Origin of the sequence: Paraburkholderia tropica, from assembly GCF_900109265.1 — a bacterium.
Lineage (GTDB): Bacteria > Pseudomonadota > Gammaproteobacteria > Burkholderiales > Burkholderiaceae > Paraburkholderia > Paraburkholderia tropica.
The window spans coordinates 39,960-54,910 of the sequence record NZ_FNZM01000028.1 but is presented as its reverse complement, the minus strand read 5'-3'; the positions used below and the strand labels follow the sequence as shown (position 1 = coordinate 54,910).

Here is a 14,951-nt window from a genome sequence, read left to right as displayed (position 1 = left end):
TGCGTGCGGCGCCGTGCTCGGAGAGCGGGGCGCCGCGGAACAACACAACATATGGTGTAAAGCCGTGCTTCGGGTACGAAGTATAGTGGAACTTGCCGGACGTGCAACGGCTAAATTTCACGGCGGGTGTATTGACAAAGGAGGCTCTGGCGCGAAGCCCAGACGGCGCGGGCATTCGGGCGAAACGCGCTTTTCTCCACGCCAGAAAGTCCGTACGCGAAGCAGCGGTTAGCGCATCGCCGGCACTTCCTGGTTAGTTGCGCTTTGGTGCGTCAAGACGACGCTGACAACGTCCTGGTCGCCGGTGACGCGTCAGGTCCGCGCGTGCAGATAGGGAAAGAACGCGTCGCCCAGTTGCGTCTCGCGCTGCAAACGCGCCCAGTCGAAATGCGGACCGGGATCGGTCTTGCGGCCCGGCGCGATGTCCGAGTGCCCGGCGAGCGCGTCGATCGGATAGCGCGCCGCGATCGCGCGCACGAGCGGCGCGAGCGTGGCGTATTGCGCGGGTTCGAACGGCTGCGTGTCGCTGCCTTCGAGTTCGATGCCGATCGAGAAGTCGTTGCAGCGCTCGCGGCCGAAGAAGCTGGAAAGTCCCGCGTGCCACGCGCGCTCGTCGCACGAGACGAATTGCTCGAGCGTGCCGTTACGATGAATCACGAAATGCGCCGAGACCCGCACGCCGCGCAGATGCGTATCGAAGTACGGATGCGCGTCGCAATCGAGGCGATTGAGGAACAGGTCGGCGATCTCGGGGCCACCGAACGTGTCGGGCGGCAGACTGATGTTATGCACGACGATGAGCGTCGGCGTCGCGCCGTCCGGACGCGCTTCGAAATTCGGCGACGGCAGGCGCTGCGCGCCATCGGCCCAACCTTGCGCATCGATCGAGAACACAGACGAAGCCGCAGACTGCGCGTGACGACTCATCGCGCCGCGCGGTCCTGGCCGGACTTGCGCGCGTCGTAGACACGCGCGTGTTCGGCGCTGCAGAACGACTGCGCGCCCACATTCACCGACTCGCTGCGCGGCGCGTGCACGCCGCACTCGGCGCAACGCACCATCGGCTCGGGCAACGCACCCTGGCCGTTCGCACGCCTGGCACCCGCGGCGCCAGCGGCACCGTTCGAACCTTGCGCGCCGTTCGTGCCTTGCGTGCCGAACGGACCCGTCTGACGCGGATCGGCGCCCGTGCGTGACTGCGGCGATTGCGTCTGCGCACGGCGCAGCGCCTTGACGAACCACTGCCCGACGACGAACAGCAGAATCAGAAGAAAAATCTGTCTCATGGAATCAGTCTGGTTTCAGTGCGCCGCTCCGTGCACGACTCGCGTGCAAATCGCGTGCATTTCGCGTGCAATAACGGACAGGCGCGGCAACGAAAACACAACGGAACACATCGAAGCGCATTGAAGCACCTCGGCCGCGATCAAACGACCGGCCGATGCAGCAGCACCTCGAACACAAAACGGCTGCCCACATACGCGAGCAACAGCGCGACGAACGACGCGATCACCCAGCGCAGCGCCGAGCGTCCGCGCCAGCCGGAAATCTTGCGCGCGGTGAGCAGCGCGCCGAACATCAGCCACGACAGGAACGCGAACACCGTCTTGTGATCGAGCGACAGCGGACGGTCGATCAACTGCTCGCTGAACACGATGCCCGAAACGAGCGTGGCCGTGAGCAGCACGAAGCCCGCGCCGATCAGACGGAACAGCAGCTTCTCCATTGTGAGCAGCGGCGGCAGCGTCTCGATCCAGTTCGACAGCCAGCCGCCGCCTTTGTTGCCGGCGTTGCGCTGGAAGCCCGCGCCCTTGAGCGCGTGCAGACGACGCTCGACGGCGAGCATCAGCACGGCGTGCAGCGCGGCGATCGCGAACAGCCCGTAAGCGACGTTGGCGATGACGAAATGCAGCTTGAACATCGGCGCCGCGGCGTAAGGCAGCACGCGCACGCCGCCGAACACGAGCGGCAGGATGGCGGCGACGGCCGCGAGCGGCAGCAGCAGGAGACGCAGGCCGTCGAGCGCGAAGAAAAAGCTCTCGATCCAGTAGATCACCGCGCCGAGCCAGAACATCGCCGACAACGCGAACGCGAAGCCGAAGATCATCTCGTGGGCGGGGAAGATCGTCATGTGCAGCAGCACGCCGTGCGCCGCGAGCGCGACGAACAGCAGCGAGCGCGACAGCGCGCCGAAGCTGCGCGGGCGCGCGCCCGGTTCGCCGGCGTCGCGCGGGCCGAGCGCGACCGGAACCGGCGGCACGCTGCCGAGGAGCGGCGGCGCGCCGGCGCGCCGCAGTGCATGCCAGTCGGCGGCACACAATCCGCCGTACAGGAGCACGGTGAGGGCATACAGTACAATATCCATGTTCGAAGTTTACTATAGGCCCCCTTTCCACGACGCAGCGTAACAAAGCGGCGACGGAACCCGGCAATTTGCCGCATTCCCGTGCCACGCGCGACGTTCGGGAGCCGCACTGCTCACCGCCTCCCCATGCTCGACAATCTTACTCAACGGATGGCGCGCGTCGTCAAGACGCTGCGCGGCGAAGCCCGGCTGACCGAAGCCAATACGCAGGACATGCTGCGCGAGGTGCGTCTCGCGCTGCTGGAAGCGGACGTGGCGCTGCCCGTCGTGCGCGAATTCATCGCCAAGGTGAAGGAAAAGGCGCTCGGCGAGGAAGTGATCAGCAGCCTGTCGCCGGGCCAGGCGCTCGTCGGCGTGGTGCAGCGCGAGCTGACCGCCGTGATCGGCGGCGACTACGAAGGCAAGGCCGCCGAGCTGAACCTGAACGTCACGCCGCCCGCCGTCATCCTCATGGCCGGCTTGCAGGGCGCGGGTAAAACCACCACGACCGGCAAGCTCGCCAAGCTGCTGCGCGAGAAGTACAAAAAGAAGGTCCTGACCGTTTCGTGCGACGTTTACCGCCCCGCTGCTATCGCGCAGCTGAAGACGGTGACGGAACAGGTCGGCGCCGACTTCTTCCCCTCGCAGCCGGATCAGAAGCCCGTCGAGATCGCTGCTGCCGCGGTCGACTGGGCCAAGCGCCATTATCACGACGTGCTGCTCGTCGACACGGCCGGCCGCCTCGGTATCGACGAGGCGATGATGAACGAGATCAGCGCGCTGCACAGCTCGCTCAAGCCCGCTGAAACGCTGTTCGTCGTCGACGCCATGCTCGGTCAGGACGCGGTCAACACCGCGAAGGCGTTCAACGACGCCCTGCCGCTCACCGGCGTCGTGCTCACCAAGCTCGACGGCGACTCGCGCGGCGGCGCGGCGCTTTCCGTGCGCCACATCACCGGCAAGCCGATCAAGTTCGTCGGCGTCGCGGAAAAGCTCGACGGTCTGGAAGTGTTCCACCCCGACCGCATGGCCAACCGTATTCTCGGCATGGGCGACATTCTCGCCCTCGTCGAGGAAGCGCAGCGCGGCGTGGACGTGCAAGCCGCGCAGAAGCTCGCCGACAAGGTCAAGAAGGGCGGCGACTTCGACCTGAACGATTTCCGTGCGCAGCTCTCGCAGATGAAGAAGATGGGCGGCCTGTCGTCGCTCATGGACAAGCTGCCCGCGCAATTCCAGCAGGCCGCGTCGGGCGCCGACATGGGCGTCGCCGAAAAGCAGATGCGCCGCATGGAAGGCATCATCAATTCGATGACCGCGCAGGAACGCGCCAAGCCGGATCTGATCAAGGCCACGCGCAAGCGCCGCATCGCTGCGGGCGCGGGCGTGCAGGTTCAGGAAGTCAATCGCCTGCTGAACCAGTACGACCAGATGCGCACCATGATGAAGAAGTTGAAGGGCGGCAATCTGCAGAAGATGATGCGCGGCATGAAGGGCATGATGCCCGGCATGCGCTGATCGAATCGACCTGATTGGCGGGCCGCGCGGCGCATTGCGCGTGCGGCCCAACACGACGCGGCGCGCGAGCTGGACATGGTAGCGCGGGTTTTTGCTGTAGCGCGCGTCGTCGTTATTTTCCACACTGAATAGCTACAGCCACTGCCCCGCCAGAGTCATGAATCGCGAAGAAGCCCTCCATATTTTCCGCCACTCCGAAGAGATCGTTTCGGAGAGCGATGTCAATGCGTCGATCGGCCGGATGGCCGAAGCCATTCGCGCCGATATCAGCGAGGACTTCCCGCTCGTGCTGTCGGTGATGGGCGGCGCGGCCGTATTCACCGGCATGCTGCTGCCGCACCTCGACTTCCCGCTCGAATTCGACTACATCCACCTCACCCGCTACCGCAACGCCATCAAGGGCAGCGCGGAAATGCAGTGGCGCGTGGCGCCGCGCGAGTCGGTGAAGGACCGCGTCGTGATCGTGCTCGACGACATCCTCGATGAAGGCGAGACCATGGCCGCGATCCGCGACCGCATCATGGACATGGGCGCGAAGCGTTTCCTCTCGGCCGTGCTGTGCGAGAAGATCATTCCGAAGGCCAAGCCGCTGCATCCGGACTACTGCGGCTTTTCGGTGCCGGACCGCTACGTGTTCGGCTGCGGCATGGACGCCAAGGGTTACTGGCGCAATCTGCCGACGATTCGCGCGCTGACCGAAGGCGCGTAAGTCAGGCACGAGCCGATAAAAAAAGCCGCTTCGAACGAAGCGGCTTTTTTGTTTGCGTCGACGCCTGCGCGCGGCGTCAGAGGTGATGCACGAACGCGGCGATGCCCGCGAGAATCATCTCCACCGAAATCGCCACGAGCACGAGGCCCATCAGGCGCTCGAAGGCCGTCACCACGCGCTCGCCGAGCAATTGCTGGATGCGCTCGGCGAGCACCAGCACGATCGCGCAGATCGCCATCGTCACGATCAGCGCGCCGATCCACTCGAACAGTTTGCCCGGCGCCTGCGACGTGAGCAGCATGACCGTGGCGAGCGCCGACGGTCCCGCGAGCGCGGGAATCGCAAGCGGCACGATGAGCGGCTCGCCGCCCTTGTCGCCCGCGCCGAACGGACCGCCCGGATGCGGAAAGATCATGCGCAGCGCGATCAGGAACAGCACGATGCCGCCGCCGATGCGCAGCGACGTGTCCGTGAGCCCCATCATGCGCAGGAAGCCGTTGCCGGCCACCATGAACACAAGCAGGATCACGAACGCGATCGCGACTTCGCGCAGGATCACGATCGCCCGGCGCTCCCGCGCCACACCGCGCAGACAGCCGATGAAGAGCGGAATGTTGCCGAGCGGATCGGTGATCAGCAGCAGCAGGACCGTCGCGGACAGGAAACTGTATTCCACGCTCGCGGCGCTCCTTTAGCCGAGACGAGAAACGACGCGCATCACACTGCCAGCGCGGCGGCGATCTTCTGCGCCACCGTCTGCGCGGCTTCTTCGGCCGGCAGCAGCGTCGCTTCGGTGTCGCGGCGGCCTTGATACTCGATCTTGCCGTCCTTCAGACCACGATCGCCGATCACGAGACGATGCGGCACGCCGATCAGCTCCCAGTCGGCGAACATCACGCCCGGACGCTCGCCGCGGTCGTCGAGAATCACGTCCACGCCAGCCGCGACCAGCTCGTTGTAGACGCGCTCGGCGTGCTCGCGCACGAGTTCGCTGCGGTCCAGGCCCATCGGGCACACGACCACCTGGAACGGAGCGATCGATTCCGGCCAGATGATGCCCTTGTCGTCGAAGTTCTGCTCGATCGCGGCGCCCAGGATACGCGTGATGCCGATGCCGTAGCAGCCCATCTGCATCGGCGCGGGCTTGCCGTTTTCGGCGAGGTACGTGGCGCTCATCGCTTCCGAGTACTTGGTGCCGAGCTGGAACACGTGGCCCACTTCGATGCCGCGGCAGATGTCGAGCACGCCCTTGCCGTCCGGCGACGGATCGCCCTTCTGCACGTTGCGGATGTCGGCGACGACCGGCTCCGGCAGATCGCGGCCCCAGTTCACGCCCGTGGTGTGGAAGTCCACTTCGTTCGAACCCACGACGAAGTCGCTCATGTTCGCGACCGTCGAGTCGGCGACCACCTTCACGGGCTTCTTCGTGTTGAGCGGACCGAGGTAGCCCGGCGGCGTGCCGAACCACTCGACGATCTCGGCTTCGGTCGCGAAGCGGAAACCCTTCAGGCCTTCGAGCTTGCCGACCTTGATCTCGTTGAGCGAGTGGTCGCCGCGCAGCATCAGCAGCCAGATGGTGGGTTCGGTGGGTTCGGCGCCTTCGTTGTCCGTGGCCAGCACGATCGACTTGATGGTGCGTTCGAGCGGGATGCCGAGCAGTTCGGCCACGGCCTCGCACTTCGCCGCGCCGGGCGTCGAGGTCTTCGTGAGCGCTTCGCTTGCCGCGCCGCGCGTGGCGATCAGCGGCAGCGCGTCGGTGGCTTCGACGTTCGCGGCGAATTCCGAGCTCGGGCAGTAGGCGATGTCGTCTTCGCCGGTTTCCGCGATCACGTGGAATTCGTGCGAGCCGCTGCCGCCGATCGAGCCGTTGTCGGCCACGACCGCGCGGAAATCGAGACCGAGGCGCGTGAAGATGCGCACGTAGGCGTCGTACATCTTCTGGTACGAGAGCTTCAGGCCGTCGACGTCCTTATCGAACGAGTACGCGTCCTTCATGATGAATTCGCGGCCGCGCATCACGCCGAAACGGGGACGGATTTCGTCGCGGAACTTCGTCTGCACCTGGTAGAAGTTCACCGGCAGCTGGCGATAGCTCTTGATCTGATTGCGCGCGATGTCGGTGACGACTTCCTCGTGCGTCGGCCCCATCACGAAATCGCTCTGCTTGCGATCCTTGAAACGCAGCAGTTCTGGCCCGTATTGTTCCCAGCGACCCGATTCCTGCCACAGTTCGGCCGGCTGCACCGCCGGCATCAGCAGTTCGATGGCGCCCGCGCGGTTCATTTCCTCGCGCACGATCTGCTCGACCTTGCGGATCGAGCGCAGACCGATCGGCAGATAGTTGTAGATGCCGCCCGCGACGCGACGGATCATGCCCGCGCGGACCATCAACTTGTGGCTGACGATTTCGGCGTCAGCCGGCGCTTCCTTCAGGGTGCCGATAAAGAAACGGGAGGCTTTCATTCAGATTTTCCAAAAGCGGCGGCCAGTGCGGACCGCCCGAAGAGAGACCAACGGTGGAGTTCAGGAAACCGCCATTATGACAACACGCCGTGCGCCGCACCGATGACGCCCGCCAGGTCCGGCGCCGATCGCGCCGCCGGGCGCTTTTGCGCATACGCGGCAAATCGGTCCGATATTCTGGCCGTCGGGTGCGTGAGGACCGTTATCTGTTTATAATCAAAGCAATTTTAAAGGATTCGAAGGTGGTTGTATGCTGGATCGTGAGGGGTTTCGCCCGAACGTCGGCATCATCCTCTTGAACGCGCGAAACGAGGTGTTTTGGGGCAAGCGGGTTCGCGAACATTCCTGGCAGTTTCCGCAAGGGGGCATCAAGTATGGTGAAACCCCCATGCAGGCAATGTTTCGGGAGTTGCACGAAGAAACCGGTTTGCATCCGGAGCACGTCAAGATCGTCGGTCGCACGCGCGACTGGTTGCGTTATGAGGTGCCGGACAAGTTCATCAAGCGCGAAGTGCGCGGCCATTATCGCGGTCAGAAACAGATCTGGTTTCTGCTGCGCATGGTCGGGCGCGACTGCGATATCTGCCTGCGGGCAACGGAGCATCCCGAGTTCGATGCGTGGCGCTGGAACGAGTACTGGGTGCCGCTCGAAGCGGTCATCGAGTTCAAGCGCGACGTCTATCAACTGGCGCTGACCGAGCTTTCGCGTTTTCTGCGGCGGCCTGCGGCGCCGCGCGTGGAACGCAGCGCCGGTTCGCACGGGCATGGGCATGAGGTGCGCTATCCGCGCATCGTAACGTCGGCGCACGCCCAGGCGGTGCAGATCGAACCCGCGTTCATCGAGGGCGAGGTGGTCGAAGTGCGCACGGTGCTGGAAAGCGACTGCGGTACGGCGGGGAGTATGATCGAGCCTGCGCCGGACGAGCACGAGTAACACGAGTCAGCCAGGTTACGTCTCGTGGCGGCGCACTGAACGCCCGGAGCGGCCTCGTCCGCGCTGCGTATGCGAATACGCGGCGCGACTTCGGCCGGTCCGCATTCGCGGCGCCGCGCATTCGTGCGCCCAGCGCCGGAGCATCGAAGGAAAACCAATTTGAAACGAATTGCTCTTGCCGCAGCGTGCGCTGCGGCCGCAAGTAGCGTCCTGCTGGCCGGTTGCGGCAGTTCCGCCCCCACCAACAAGGACGACAGCGCGTTCACGTATCTGCTCGACCGCAAAGGCACCTGGCAGGAGAACAAGGTCGAAAGCCTGCCGGCGCTGCCGCAGGCAGGCACGCAGTTGCTGCCGTTCGACGTGTCGAACAACACGCAGCTCAAATTCGCCGTCGATCCGGCCTCGCTCAGCGTGGGCAGCGACGGCGTGGTGCGCTACGCCATCGTCATCACGAGCCCGGGCGGCGCGCGCAACATCAACTACGAAGGCATTCGCTGCGACACCTACGAGTGGCGCCTCTACGCGAGCCTGAACGCCGACCACAACGGCTGGGATCAGACCGTTGCGAACGACTGGTCGCGCATCGAGAATGGCACGCTCAACGCGTATCACTCGGCGCTGTATCAGGACTACTTCTGCGCGAACAAGATGCCGATCGGCAAGGCCTCGACCATCATCGAGAACATCCGCTTCGGCCGCACGCAGTCGACGCTCGTGCGCTGATCGCGCGCCTCGTCAAACGGCGGCACAAAGAAAAAGCCGCAACGGTCGACGACCGCTGCGGCTTTTTTGCGTCCTGACGTAGCCCGGCGCTCAGACCAGCACGAGATTGTCGCGATGGATCAGTTCGGGTTCGAGCATGTAGCCCAGCACGCTTTCGATCTCGGTGCTCGCATGGCGCTGGATGAGCTTGGTCTCAGCGCTGCTGTAATTCGTGAGCCCGCGTGCGACCTCGCGGCCTTCGCCGTTCAGACACGCGATGACCTCGCCGCGCGCGAACGCACCTTGCACATCGGTCACGCCGATGGGCAGCAGGCTCTTGCCGTCGGCAGTGAGCTTCTGCGTCGCGCCGTCGTCGATCACCACATGGCCGCGCACCTGCAGGTGGTCGGCCATCCATTGCTTGCGTGCGGCCATGCGCGCAGTACGTGCGATGAGTTGCGTGCCGATCGCCTCGCCCGCGGCGAGCCGCACCAGCACCTGTTCCTCGCGACCGCTCGCGATCACCGTGTTCGCGCCGCTGTGCGCCGCGCGCTTGGCCGCCAGGATCTTGGTGAGCATGCCGCCTCGGCCGATGCTCGACCCCGCGCCGCCCGCCATCGCTTCGAGTTCGGGCTTGCCCGCGTCGGCTTCCTGCACGAGCGTGGCAGTCGGGTCCTTACGCGGATCGGCCGTATAGAGACCGCTCTGATCGGTGAGGATGACGAGGGCGTCGCCTTCGATCAGGTTCGCCACGAGCGCGCCCAGCGTGTCGTTGTCGCCGAACTTGATTTCGTCGGTGACCACGGTGTCGTTCTCGTTGATGATCGGCACCACGCCCAGACGCAGCAGCGTGAGCAGCGTGGAACGCGCGTTCAGATAGCGCTCGCGGTCGGCGAGGTCGGCGTGCGTGAGCAGGATCTGCGCCGTGCGGATGTCGTGTTCGGAGAAACGGCTTTCGTAGACCTGCGCGAGCCCCATCTGCCCGACCGCCGCCGCTGCCTGCAGTTCGTCGATCTCACGCGGTCGCTTGCTCCAGCCGAGGCGTTGCATGCCCTCGGCAATCGCGCCCGAACTGACGAGCACGACTTCCTTGCCCTGCGCGCGCAGGGCCGCGATCTGCGCGGCCCAACGGCCGATGGCCGCATGATCGAGCCCACGGCCGTCGTTGGTGACGAGGCTCGAACCGACTTTCACTACCAGACGCCGGGAATCGGCGATGACGGAACGCATGCTGCGCGGTCTCCCAATTGACTTGATGACGCGTGAAGCAGCCGGCACGGGTTGCGCGCCGGCGTGAACTGCGATGCTGCTGATACTGCAAATATTGCGAACGACCGCGAATTACTCCTGCGGCTGCCCGGCTTCGGGCGCTCCGCCCTCGCCGCCGCGGAAGCGCACGTCGGAGGCGAGATCTTCCGCTTCCTCGGCGCGACGCGCATCCGAATGCTCGGAGACGTAGTCGTAGATCGCGTAGCAAAGATTCTCGCAGCCCTGACCCGTGAGTGCCGAAATCTCGAACACCGGGCCCTTCCACTCAAAACGCTCCACGAAGTCGGCGATGCGCGCAGCGCGCTCGTCTTCCGGCACCATGTCGAGCTTGTTGAGCACGAGCCAGCGCGGCTTGTCGTACAGCGTTTCGTCGTACTTGCGCAGTTCCTCGACGATGGCCTTCGCCTCCGCAACCGGGTCGACGCCCTCGTCGAACGGCGCCATGTCGACAAGATGCAGCAGCAGGTTCGTGCGCTGCAGATGGCGCAGGAACTGGTGACCGAGGCCCGCGCCTTCTGCCGCGCCTTCGATCAGGCCCGGAATGTCGGCGATCACGAAGCTCTTGCTCGGACCCACGCGCACCACGCCGAGGTTCGGCGCGAGCGTGGTGAAGGGGTAGTCGGCGATCTTCGGCTTCGCATTCGAGACCGAGGAAATGAACGTGGACTTGCCCGCGTTCGGCATGCCGAGCAGGCCGACGTCGGCCAGCACCTTCAGCTCGAGCTTGAGCATGCGGCGCTCGCCGGGCTTGCCGTCGGTCTTCTGACGCGGCGCGCGGTTCGTGGACGACTTGAAATGCAGGTTGCCGAGGCCGCCCGCGCCGCCCTTCGCGACCATGACGTGCTGGTCGTGCTCGGTGAGGTCGGCGATCAGCTCGCCCGTGTCCATGTCGCTGATCACCGTGCCGACCGGCATGCGCAGCGTGATGTCGTCGCCGCCCTTGCCGTAGCAGTCGGCGCCGCGGCCGTTTTCGCCGTTGCGCGCGAGGTGCTTCTTCGTATAGCGGTAGTCGATCAGCGTATTGATATTGCGGTCGCCGACGGCGTAGACGCTGCCGCCTCGCCCGCCGTCGCCGCCGTCCGGCCCGCCGAACGGGACGAACTTCTCGCGCCGCATCGACGCGCTGCCATCGCCCCCATCGCCGGCGATGACTTCGATCTTCGCTTCGTCAATGAACTTCATGCGTTACTCCGTCCCGTACTCGGTGAGTGTCGTTATTTTGCCAACGTATTGTGCGCGCCGTCGCCGTACTTGCCCACCTGGCCGAATGGCCAGTGCAAACCGACAGGCGCCAGTCACGTCCGCCATGGGCGGATTGGCGATCTGGATCGGAACCCAGATAAATCAACAGATAAACAAAAGGCCCCGCAAACTTCGCGGGGCCTTCCTTGCGTCGATTGCGAGCGGACTAGAACTTAGGCCGCTGCCGGAACGACGTTGACCGTGTGCTTGTTCGCAGCGCCCTTGGTCGTGAACGCGACGTGGCCGTCGACCAGCGCGAAGAGCGTGTGGTCCTTGCCAATGCCGACGTTCAGGCCCGGGTGCATACGCGTACCGCGCTGGCGAACGATGATGCCGCCTGCGAGGATAGCCTGGCCGCCGAACACCTTAACGCCAAGTCGTTTCGACTCTGAGTCGCGGCCGTTACGTGACGACCCGCCTGCCTTTTTGTGTGCCATTTATTTGCTCCTTAACCGTCGTGCGCTTACGCGTTGATCGCGTCGATGCGCAGTTCGGTGTAGTTCTGGCGGTGGCCGCCATGCTTCTGGTAGTGCTTACGGCGACGCATCTTGAAGATGGTCACTTTTGCGTGACGACCTTGCGACACGACGGTGGCCTTGACGACAGCCCCACTGACCAGCGGCGTACCGAACTTAATCGATTCGCCTTCGCCCACTGCGAGAACCTGGTCGAGCGTGATTTCTGCGTCAATGTCAGCCGGTATCTGTTCTACTTTAAGTTTTTCGCCAACAGCAACCTTGTACTGCTTGCCGCCGGTTTTTATGACCGCGTACATTGAGAACCTCACTCTAAAATATCTTTTCAGACGCACTGCGCGCCCGAAACCCTAGATTATACATAGAGTTAGCTGCACGGTCAAAAGGTTTGACGCACGCATTGACAGGCCGCCGGAAACCCGCGTGAGCCGCTCCAGCCTTGTCTGAGCGCCGTTTGCGACAGCCGCCGGCCTCGCCCGGGCGTGCCGCCGCGCGCGGACCGAATAGAGGGAAGCATCGACGAAAGCGCGGTCAAATCCCTGGCCGGACGGCAGGGGAGCGTCCGGCATCTTGCCGATTCGCCTTATAATCCGCGGCACTACCCCTATTTGCCATCATGTCGTCCACTGCCACCCCCTCCCCCAGCGCAGCCACCCTGCTTGCCCCCATTGCCAGCGACATGGAGCAGGTAAACCGTGTCATCCGGCAGAGTCTGGCGTCCGAGGTGATGCTGATCAACCAGATCTCCGAGTACATCATCAGTGCGGGCGGCAAGCGGCTGCGTCCGGCGCTGCTGCTGCTCGTGGCCGGCGCGCTCGGCGACCGCGGTCCGCAGCGGCATACGCTCGCGGCAGTGGTCGAGTTCATCCACACGGCCACGCTGCTGCACGACGATGTAGTCGACGAATCGGACCTGCGACGCGGCCGCCAGACGGCCAATGCGCTGTTCGGCAACGCGGCGAGCGTGCTGGTTGGCGACTATCTGTATTCGCGCTCGTTCGAGATGATGGTGGGCGTGGGCAAGATGCGCGTGATGGAAATCCTCTCGCAGGCCACCACGATCATTTCCGAAGGGGAAGTACTGCAACTCCTGAACATGCATGATGCCGACGTGGACACCACGCGCTACATGCAGGTGATCCGCTACAAGACGGCGAAGCTGTTCGAAGCGGCGGCGCAACTGGGCGCGGTGCTCTCGGGCGCCGACGCGCGTACGGAAGAAGCGGCAGCGGAATATGGTCGGCGCATCGGCACGGCATTCCAGATCATGGACGACTGGCTCGACTACACGGGCACGCCCGAATCGATGGGCAAGAACGCCGGCGACGACTTGCGCGAAGGCAAACCCACCCTGCCGCTGATCTGGCTGATCGAACACGGCACCGCATCGGAAGCGGCACTCGCGCGCGAAGCCATCGAGCAAGGCGGCACCACGCGCTTCGACGAAATCTTCGCGGCCATCACGCGCTCGGGCGCGCTCGACCACACGCTGCAATGCGCGAAAGCAGAGGCTCAAGCAGCCGCAGATGCAATTTCGTCATTTCCCTCTTCCAATTACAAAGATAGCCTGCTAGAATTATGTTCTTACTCGACGACGCGCCAGTCTTGAACAAGACAAAGCAGCTCAGAGAGTTCTGGCAGTAAAAATTCGGGGTGTAGCTTAGCCTGGTAGAGCGCTACGTTCGGGACGTAGAGGCCGGAGGTTCGAATCCTCTCACCCCGACCAGAATTTCAAAAAAAACCGCACACAACGTTGTGCGGTTTTTTTTCGTCCATACATCGTGCATGGTCGCATCGCGCCTGACTGCCGCGTCCAGCGCGGGCCGTCTTATCCCGATGGCCAACGTGGCATCCAGCGCCCGCCCCGTGCGAATTTGGCGCGCGCACCCTCTGTTATAGTTTCCCTCATCCGCTCCCCTCACTGTCTCCAAGCGTGGACCACCTTCCCTTATGGGCGCAGATTTGCGCCGTTTTCGTCCTGCTCATCTGCTCCAGCTTCTTCTCCATCTCCGAAACGGCGATGATGGCGCTCAACCGCCATCGGCTCAAATACCTCGCGAACCACGGCGCACTCGGCGCGAAGACCACCCAGAAGCTGCTCGCGCGCACTGACCTGCTGCTCTCGGTCATCCTGATCGGCAACAATCTGTTCAACACGATCATTCCGGTGCTCACCACCTCGATCGCGCTGCACACGTTCGGCCACGACAATCTGGTGCTCTCGGTGGCGACCGGCATGGTCGCGTTTCTCATCATCGTGTTCGCGGAAATCACGCCGAAGATCGTCGGCGCCGCCTTTCCCGAGAAGATCGCGCTGCCCGCGAGCCTGCTGATTGCACCGCTCATGCGCGTGACCAAGCCGCTGATCTGGTTCGTGAACGGCTTCGCGAACACCATCCTGCGCGTGCTGCACATCAACACGCACAAAGCGCGCGACCAGCGTCTCTCGACCGAGGAACTGCGCACCATCGTGCTCGAGTCAGGCAGTTTCATGCCGACCAAACACCGCAGCATCCTGCTGAATCTGTTCGATCTCGAAAACATCACCGTCGACGACGTGATGATTCCGCGCCGGCGCATCGAAGCGCTCGACTACGACGCGCCGCTCGAAGACATCCTGCATCAGCTCGAAACCTGCTATCACAACAAGCTGATCGTCTATCAAGGCGACATCGATCGCGTGCTCGGCGTGCTGCACGTGCGCAAGACGCTCGCCGCGCTACATAACCAGGATTTCGAGCGCGAGACGCTGCGCGAACTGCTCACCGAACCGTACTTCGTGCCCACCGGCACCGCCGTGTTCCAGCAACTTCAGTACTTCCAGGAAAGCCGTCATCGCATCGCGCTAGTCGTAAACGAGTACGGCGAACTCGAAGGACTCGTCACGCCGGAAGACATCATCGAGGAGCTGATCGGCGAGTTCACCACGACCATGCCGCGCAGCGGCACCGGACGCGGCGGCTGGAACGACGAAGGCGAGTGCATCGTGCCGGGCAGCATGCCGCTGCGCGAACTCAACCGCTGGCTGCAGATCAAGCTGCCGACGGACGGCCCGAAGACGCTCAACGGCCTGATCCTCGAAATGCTCGAGGAGATTCCCGACGGCGACGTGTGCCTGCAGATCGGCGACATCAAACTCGAAGTGCTGCGCAGCGACGACCAGTCGGTGCGCACCGTCAAGCTCTTCAAGCCCGGCGCCAAATCCGGCAAGGGCCTCGCGAGCACGCTCGGCAAGGCGAAGAAGCTCCTGCCCGGCCACTAGACGTTAGCCGTTTGGCCGAGTGGCGCGCGCAGCCG

15 protein-coding genes and 1 tRNA gene are annotated in these 14,951 nt (G+C 64.0%); 7 read left to right on the top strand and 9 right to left on the bottom strand.

The features are described from left to right. Positions 1–312: 312 nt before the first annotated feature. The 3 genes from ampD to BMY06_RS34115 all read right to left on the bottom strand — a co-directional run bounded on the left by ampD (position 313) and on the right by BMY06_RS34115 (position 2,365). Positions 313–927 (bottom strand): 1,6-anhydro-N-acetylmuramyl-L-alanine amidase AmpD, encoded by a 615-nt coding sequence (ampD, locus tag BMY06_RS34125; protein WP_074987376.1) that lies wholly within the window; start codon positions 925–927, stop codon positions 313–315. Further along, on the bottom strand, positions 924–1,286 hold the full coding sequence (locus BMY06_RS34120) for a PP0621 family protein (protein WP_074987375.1): 363 nt from the start codon (positions 1,284–1,286) through the stop codon (positions 924–926). The genes ampD and BMY06_RS34120 overlap by 4 nt, the downstream gene beginning before the upstream one ends. Before the next feature lie 140 nt (positions 1,287–1,426). Then, on the bottom strand, positions 1,427–2,365 hold the full coding sequence (locus tag BMY06_RS34115) for a cytochrome C assembly family protein (RefSeq protein ID WP_065060401.1): 939 nt from the start codon (positions 2,363–2,365) through the stop codon (positions 1,427–1,429). Positions 2,366–2,491: 126 nt separating this feature from the next. On the opposite strand from BMY06_RS34115, the gene ffh reads away from it, so the two are divergent. Beyond that, on the top strand, positions 2,492–3,859 hold the full coding sequence (ffh, locus tag BMY06_RS34110) for a signal recognition particle protein (RefSeq protein ID WP_065060402.1): 1,368 nt from the start codon (positions 2,492–2,494) through the stop codon (positions 3,857–3,859). 157 nt (positions 3,860–4,016) lie between these two features. Further along, positions 4,017–4,568, top strand: a complete 552-nt coding sequence (locus BMY06_RS34105) for a hypoxanthine-guanine phosphoribosyltransferase (RefSeq protein ID WP_065060403.1) — start codon at positions 4,017–4,019, stop codon at positions 4,566–4,568. Between the two features lie 76 nt (positions 4,569–4,644). On the opposite strand, the gene BMY06_RS34100 is transcribed toward BMY06_RS34105, so the two are convergent. Both BMY06_RS34100 and BMY06_RS34095 read right to left on the bottom strand, forming a co-directional pair. Then, a complete protein-coding gene (locus BMY06_RS34100; protein WP_065060404.1) occupies positions 4,645–5,244 on the bottom strand; it encodes a MarC family protein in 600 nt (199 codons plus the stop codon). A 41-nt stretch (positions 5,245–5,285) separates the two neighbouring features. After that, a complete protein-coding gene (locus BMY06_RS34095; RefSeq protein WP_065060405.1) occupies positions 5,286–7,031 on the bottom strand; it encodes a proline--tRNA ligase in 1,746 nt (581 codons plus the stop codon). Between the two features lie 250 nt (positions 7,032–7,281). Here BMY06_RS34095 and BMY06_RS34085 point away from each other — a divergent pair, with 250 nt between their 5' ends. Together BMY06_RS34085 and BMY06_RS34080 are read left to right on the top strand one after the other, a co-directional pair. Then, the gene (locus BMY06_RS34085; protein ID WP_065060406.1) at positions 7,282–7,965 is read left to right on the top strand and encodes an RNA pyrophosphohydrolase; all 684 of its coding nucleotides are present in this window, start codon (positions 7,282–7,284) and stop codon (positions 7,963–7,965) included. 159 nt (positions 7,966–8,124) lie between these two features. Beyond that, a complete protein-coding gene (locus BMY06_RS34080) occupies positions 8,125–8,688 on the top strand; it encodes a CNP1-like family protein (RefSeq protein ID WP_065060407.1) in 564 nt (187 codons plus the stop codon). Positions 8,689–8,778: 90 nt separating this feature from the next. Here the strand turns inward: BMY06_RS34080 and proB are convergent, their stop codons facing one another. The 4 genes from proB to rplU form a co-directional block, all read right to left on the bottom strand. After that, entirely contained in the window at positions 8,779–9,897 is a 1,119-nt protein-coding gene (proB, locus tag BMY06_RS34075; RefSeq protein ID WP_065060408.1) for a glutamate 5-kinase, read from the bottom strand. A 111-nt stretch (positions 9,898–10,008) separates the two neighbouring features. After that, entirely contained in the window at positions 10,009–11,118 is a 1,110-nt protein-coding gene (gene cgtA, locus BMY06_RS34070) for an Obg family GTPase CgtA (RefSeq protein ID WP_074987373.1), read from the bottom strand. A gap of 233 nt (positions 11,119–11,351) precedes the next feature. After that, a complete protein-coding gene (gene rpmA / locus BMY06_RS34065; protein WP_065060410.1) occupies positions 11,352–11,615 on the bottom strand; it encodes a 50S ribosomal protein L27 in 264 nt (87 codons plus the stop codon). Positions 11,616–11,641: 26 nt separating this feature from the next. Next, positions 11,642–11,953, bottom strand: a complete 312-nt coding sequence (gene rplU, locus BMY06_RS34060) for a 50S ribosomal protein L21 (RefSeq protein ID WP_065060411.1) — start codon at positions 11,951–11,953, stop codon at positions 11,642–11,644. 317 nt (positions 11,954–12,270) lie between these two features. On the opposite strand from rplU, the gene BMY06_RS34055 reads away from it, so the two are divergent. From BMY06_RS34055 to BMY06_RS34045, 3 genes are all read left to right on the top strand, one after another. Then, positions 12,271–13,263 (top strand): polyprenyl synthetase family protein, encoded by a 993-nt coding sequence (locus tag BMY06_RS34055; protein WP_074987372.1) that lies wholly within the window; start codon positions 12,271–12,273, stop codon positions 13,261–13,263. A gap of 40 nt (positions 13,264–13,303) precedes the next feature. Continuing rightward, a tRNA-Pro gene (locus BMY06_RS34050) sits at positions 13,304–13,380 on the top strand. Between the two features lie 207 nt (positions 13,381–13,587). Further along, positions 13,588–14,916: an HlyC/CorC family transporter gene (locus tag BMY06_RS34045; protein WP_074987371.1), complete on the top strand. Its 1,329-nt coding sequence runs from the start codon at positions 13,588–13,590 to the stop codon at positions 14,914–14,916. Positions 14,917–14,951 lie beyond the last annotated feature (35 nt).

Excerpts from the sequence above, each read along its gene's own strand:
- BMY06_RS34115 (WP_065060401.1), bottom strand. The coding sequence starts at position 2,365 with ATGGATATTGTACTGTATGCCCTCACCGTGCTCCTGTACGGCGGATTG.
- BMY06_RS34105 (WP_065060403.1), top strand. The coding sequence starts at position 4,017 with ATGAATCGCGAAGAAGCCCTCCATATTTTCCGCCACTCCGAAGAGATC.
- BMY06_RS34095 (WP_065060405.1), bottom strand. The coding sequence starts at position 7,031 with ATGAAAGCCTCCCGTTTCTTTATCGGCACCCTGAAGGAAGCGCCGGCT.
- ffh (WP_065060402.1), top strand. The coding sequence starts at position 2,492 with ATGCTCGACAATCTTACTCAACGGATGGCGCGCGTCGTCAAGACGCTG.
- BMY06_RS34055 (WP_074987372.1), top strand. The coding sequence starts at position 12,271 with ATGTCGTCCACTGCCACCCCCTCCCCCAGCGCAGCCACCCTGCTTGCC.
- proB (WP_065060408.1), bottom strand. The coding sequence starts at position 9,897 with ATGCGTTCCGTCATCGCCGATTCCCGGCGTCTGGTAGTGAAAGTCGGT.
- cgtA (WP_074987373.1), bottom strand. The coding sequence starts at position 11,118 with ATGAAGTTCATTGACGAAGCGAAGATCGAAGTCATCGCCGGCGATGGG.
- BMY06_RS34085 (WP_065060406.1), top strand. The coding sequence starts at position 7,282 with ATGCTGGATCGTGAGGGGTTTCGCCCGAACGTCGGCATCATCCTCTTG.
- ampD (WP_074987376.1), bottom strand. The coding sequence starts at position 927 with ATGAGTCGTCACGCGCAGTCTGCGGCTTCGTCTGTGTTCTCGATCGAT.
- rpmA (WP_065060410.1), bottom strand. The coding sequence starts at position 11,615 with ATGGCACACAAAAAGGCAGGCGGGTCGTCACGTAACGGCCGCGACTCA.
- rplU (WP_065060411.1), bottom strand. The coding sequence starts at position 11,953 with ATGTACGCGGTCATAAAAACCGGCGGCAAGCAGTACAAGGTTGCTGTT.
- BMY06_RS34120 (WP_074987375.1), bottom strand. The coding sequence starts at position 1,286 with ATGAGACAGATTTTTCTTCTGATTCTGCTGTTCGTCGTCGGGCAGTGG.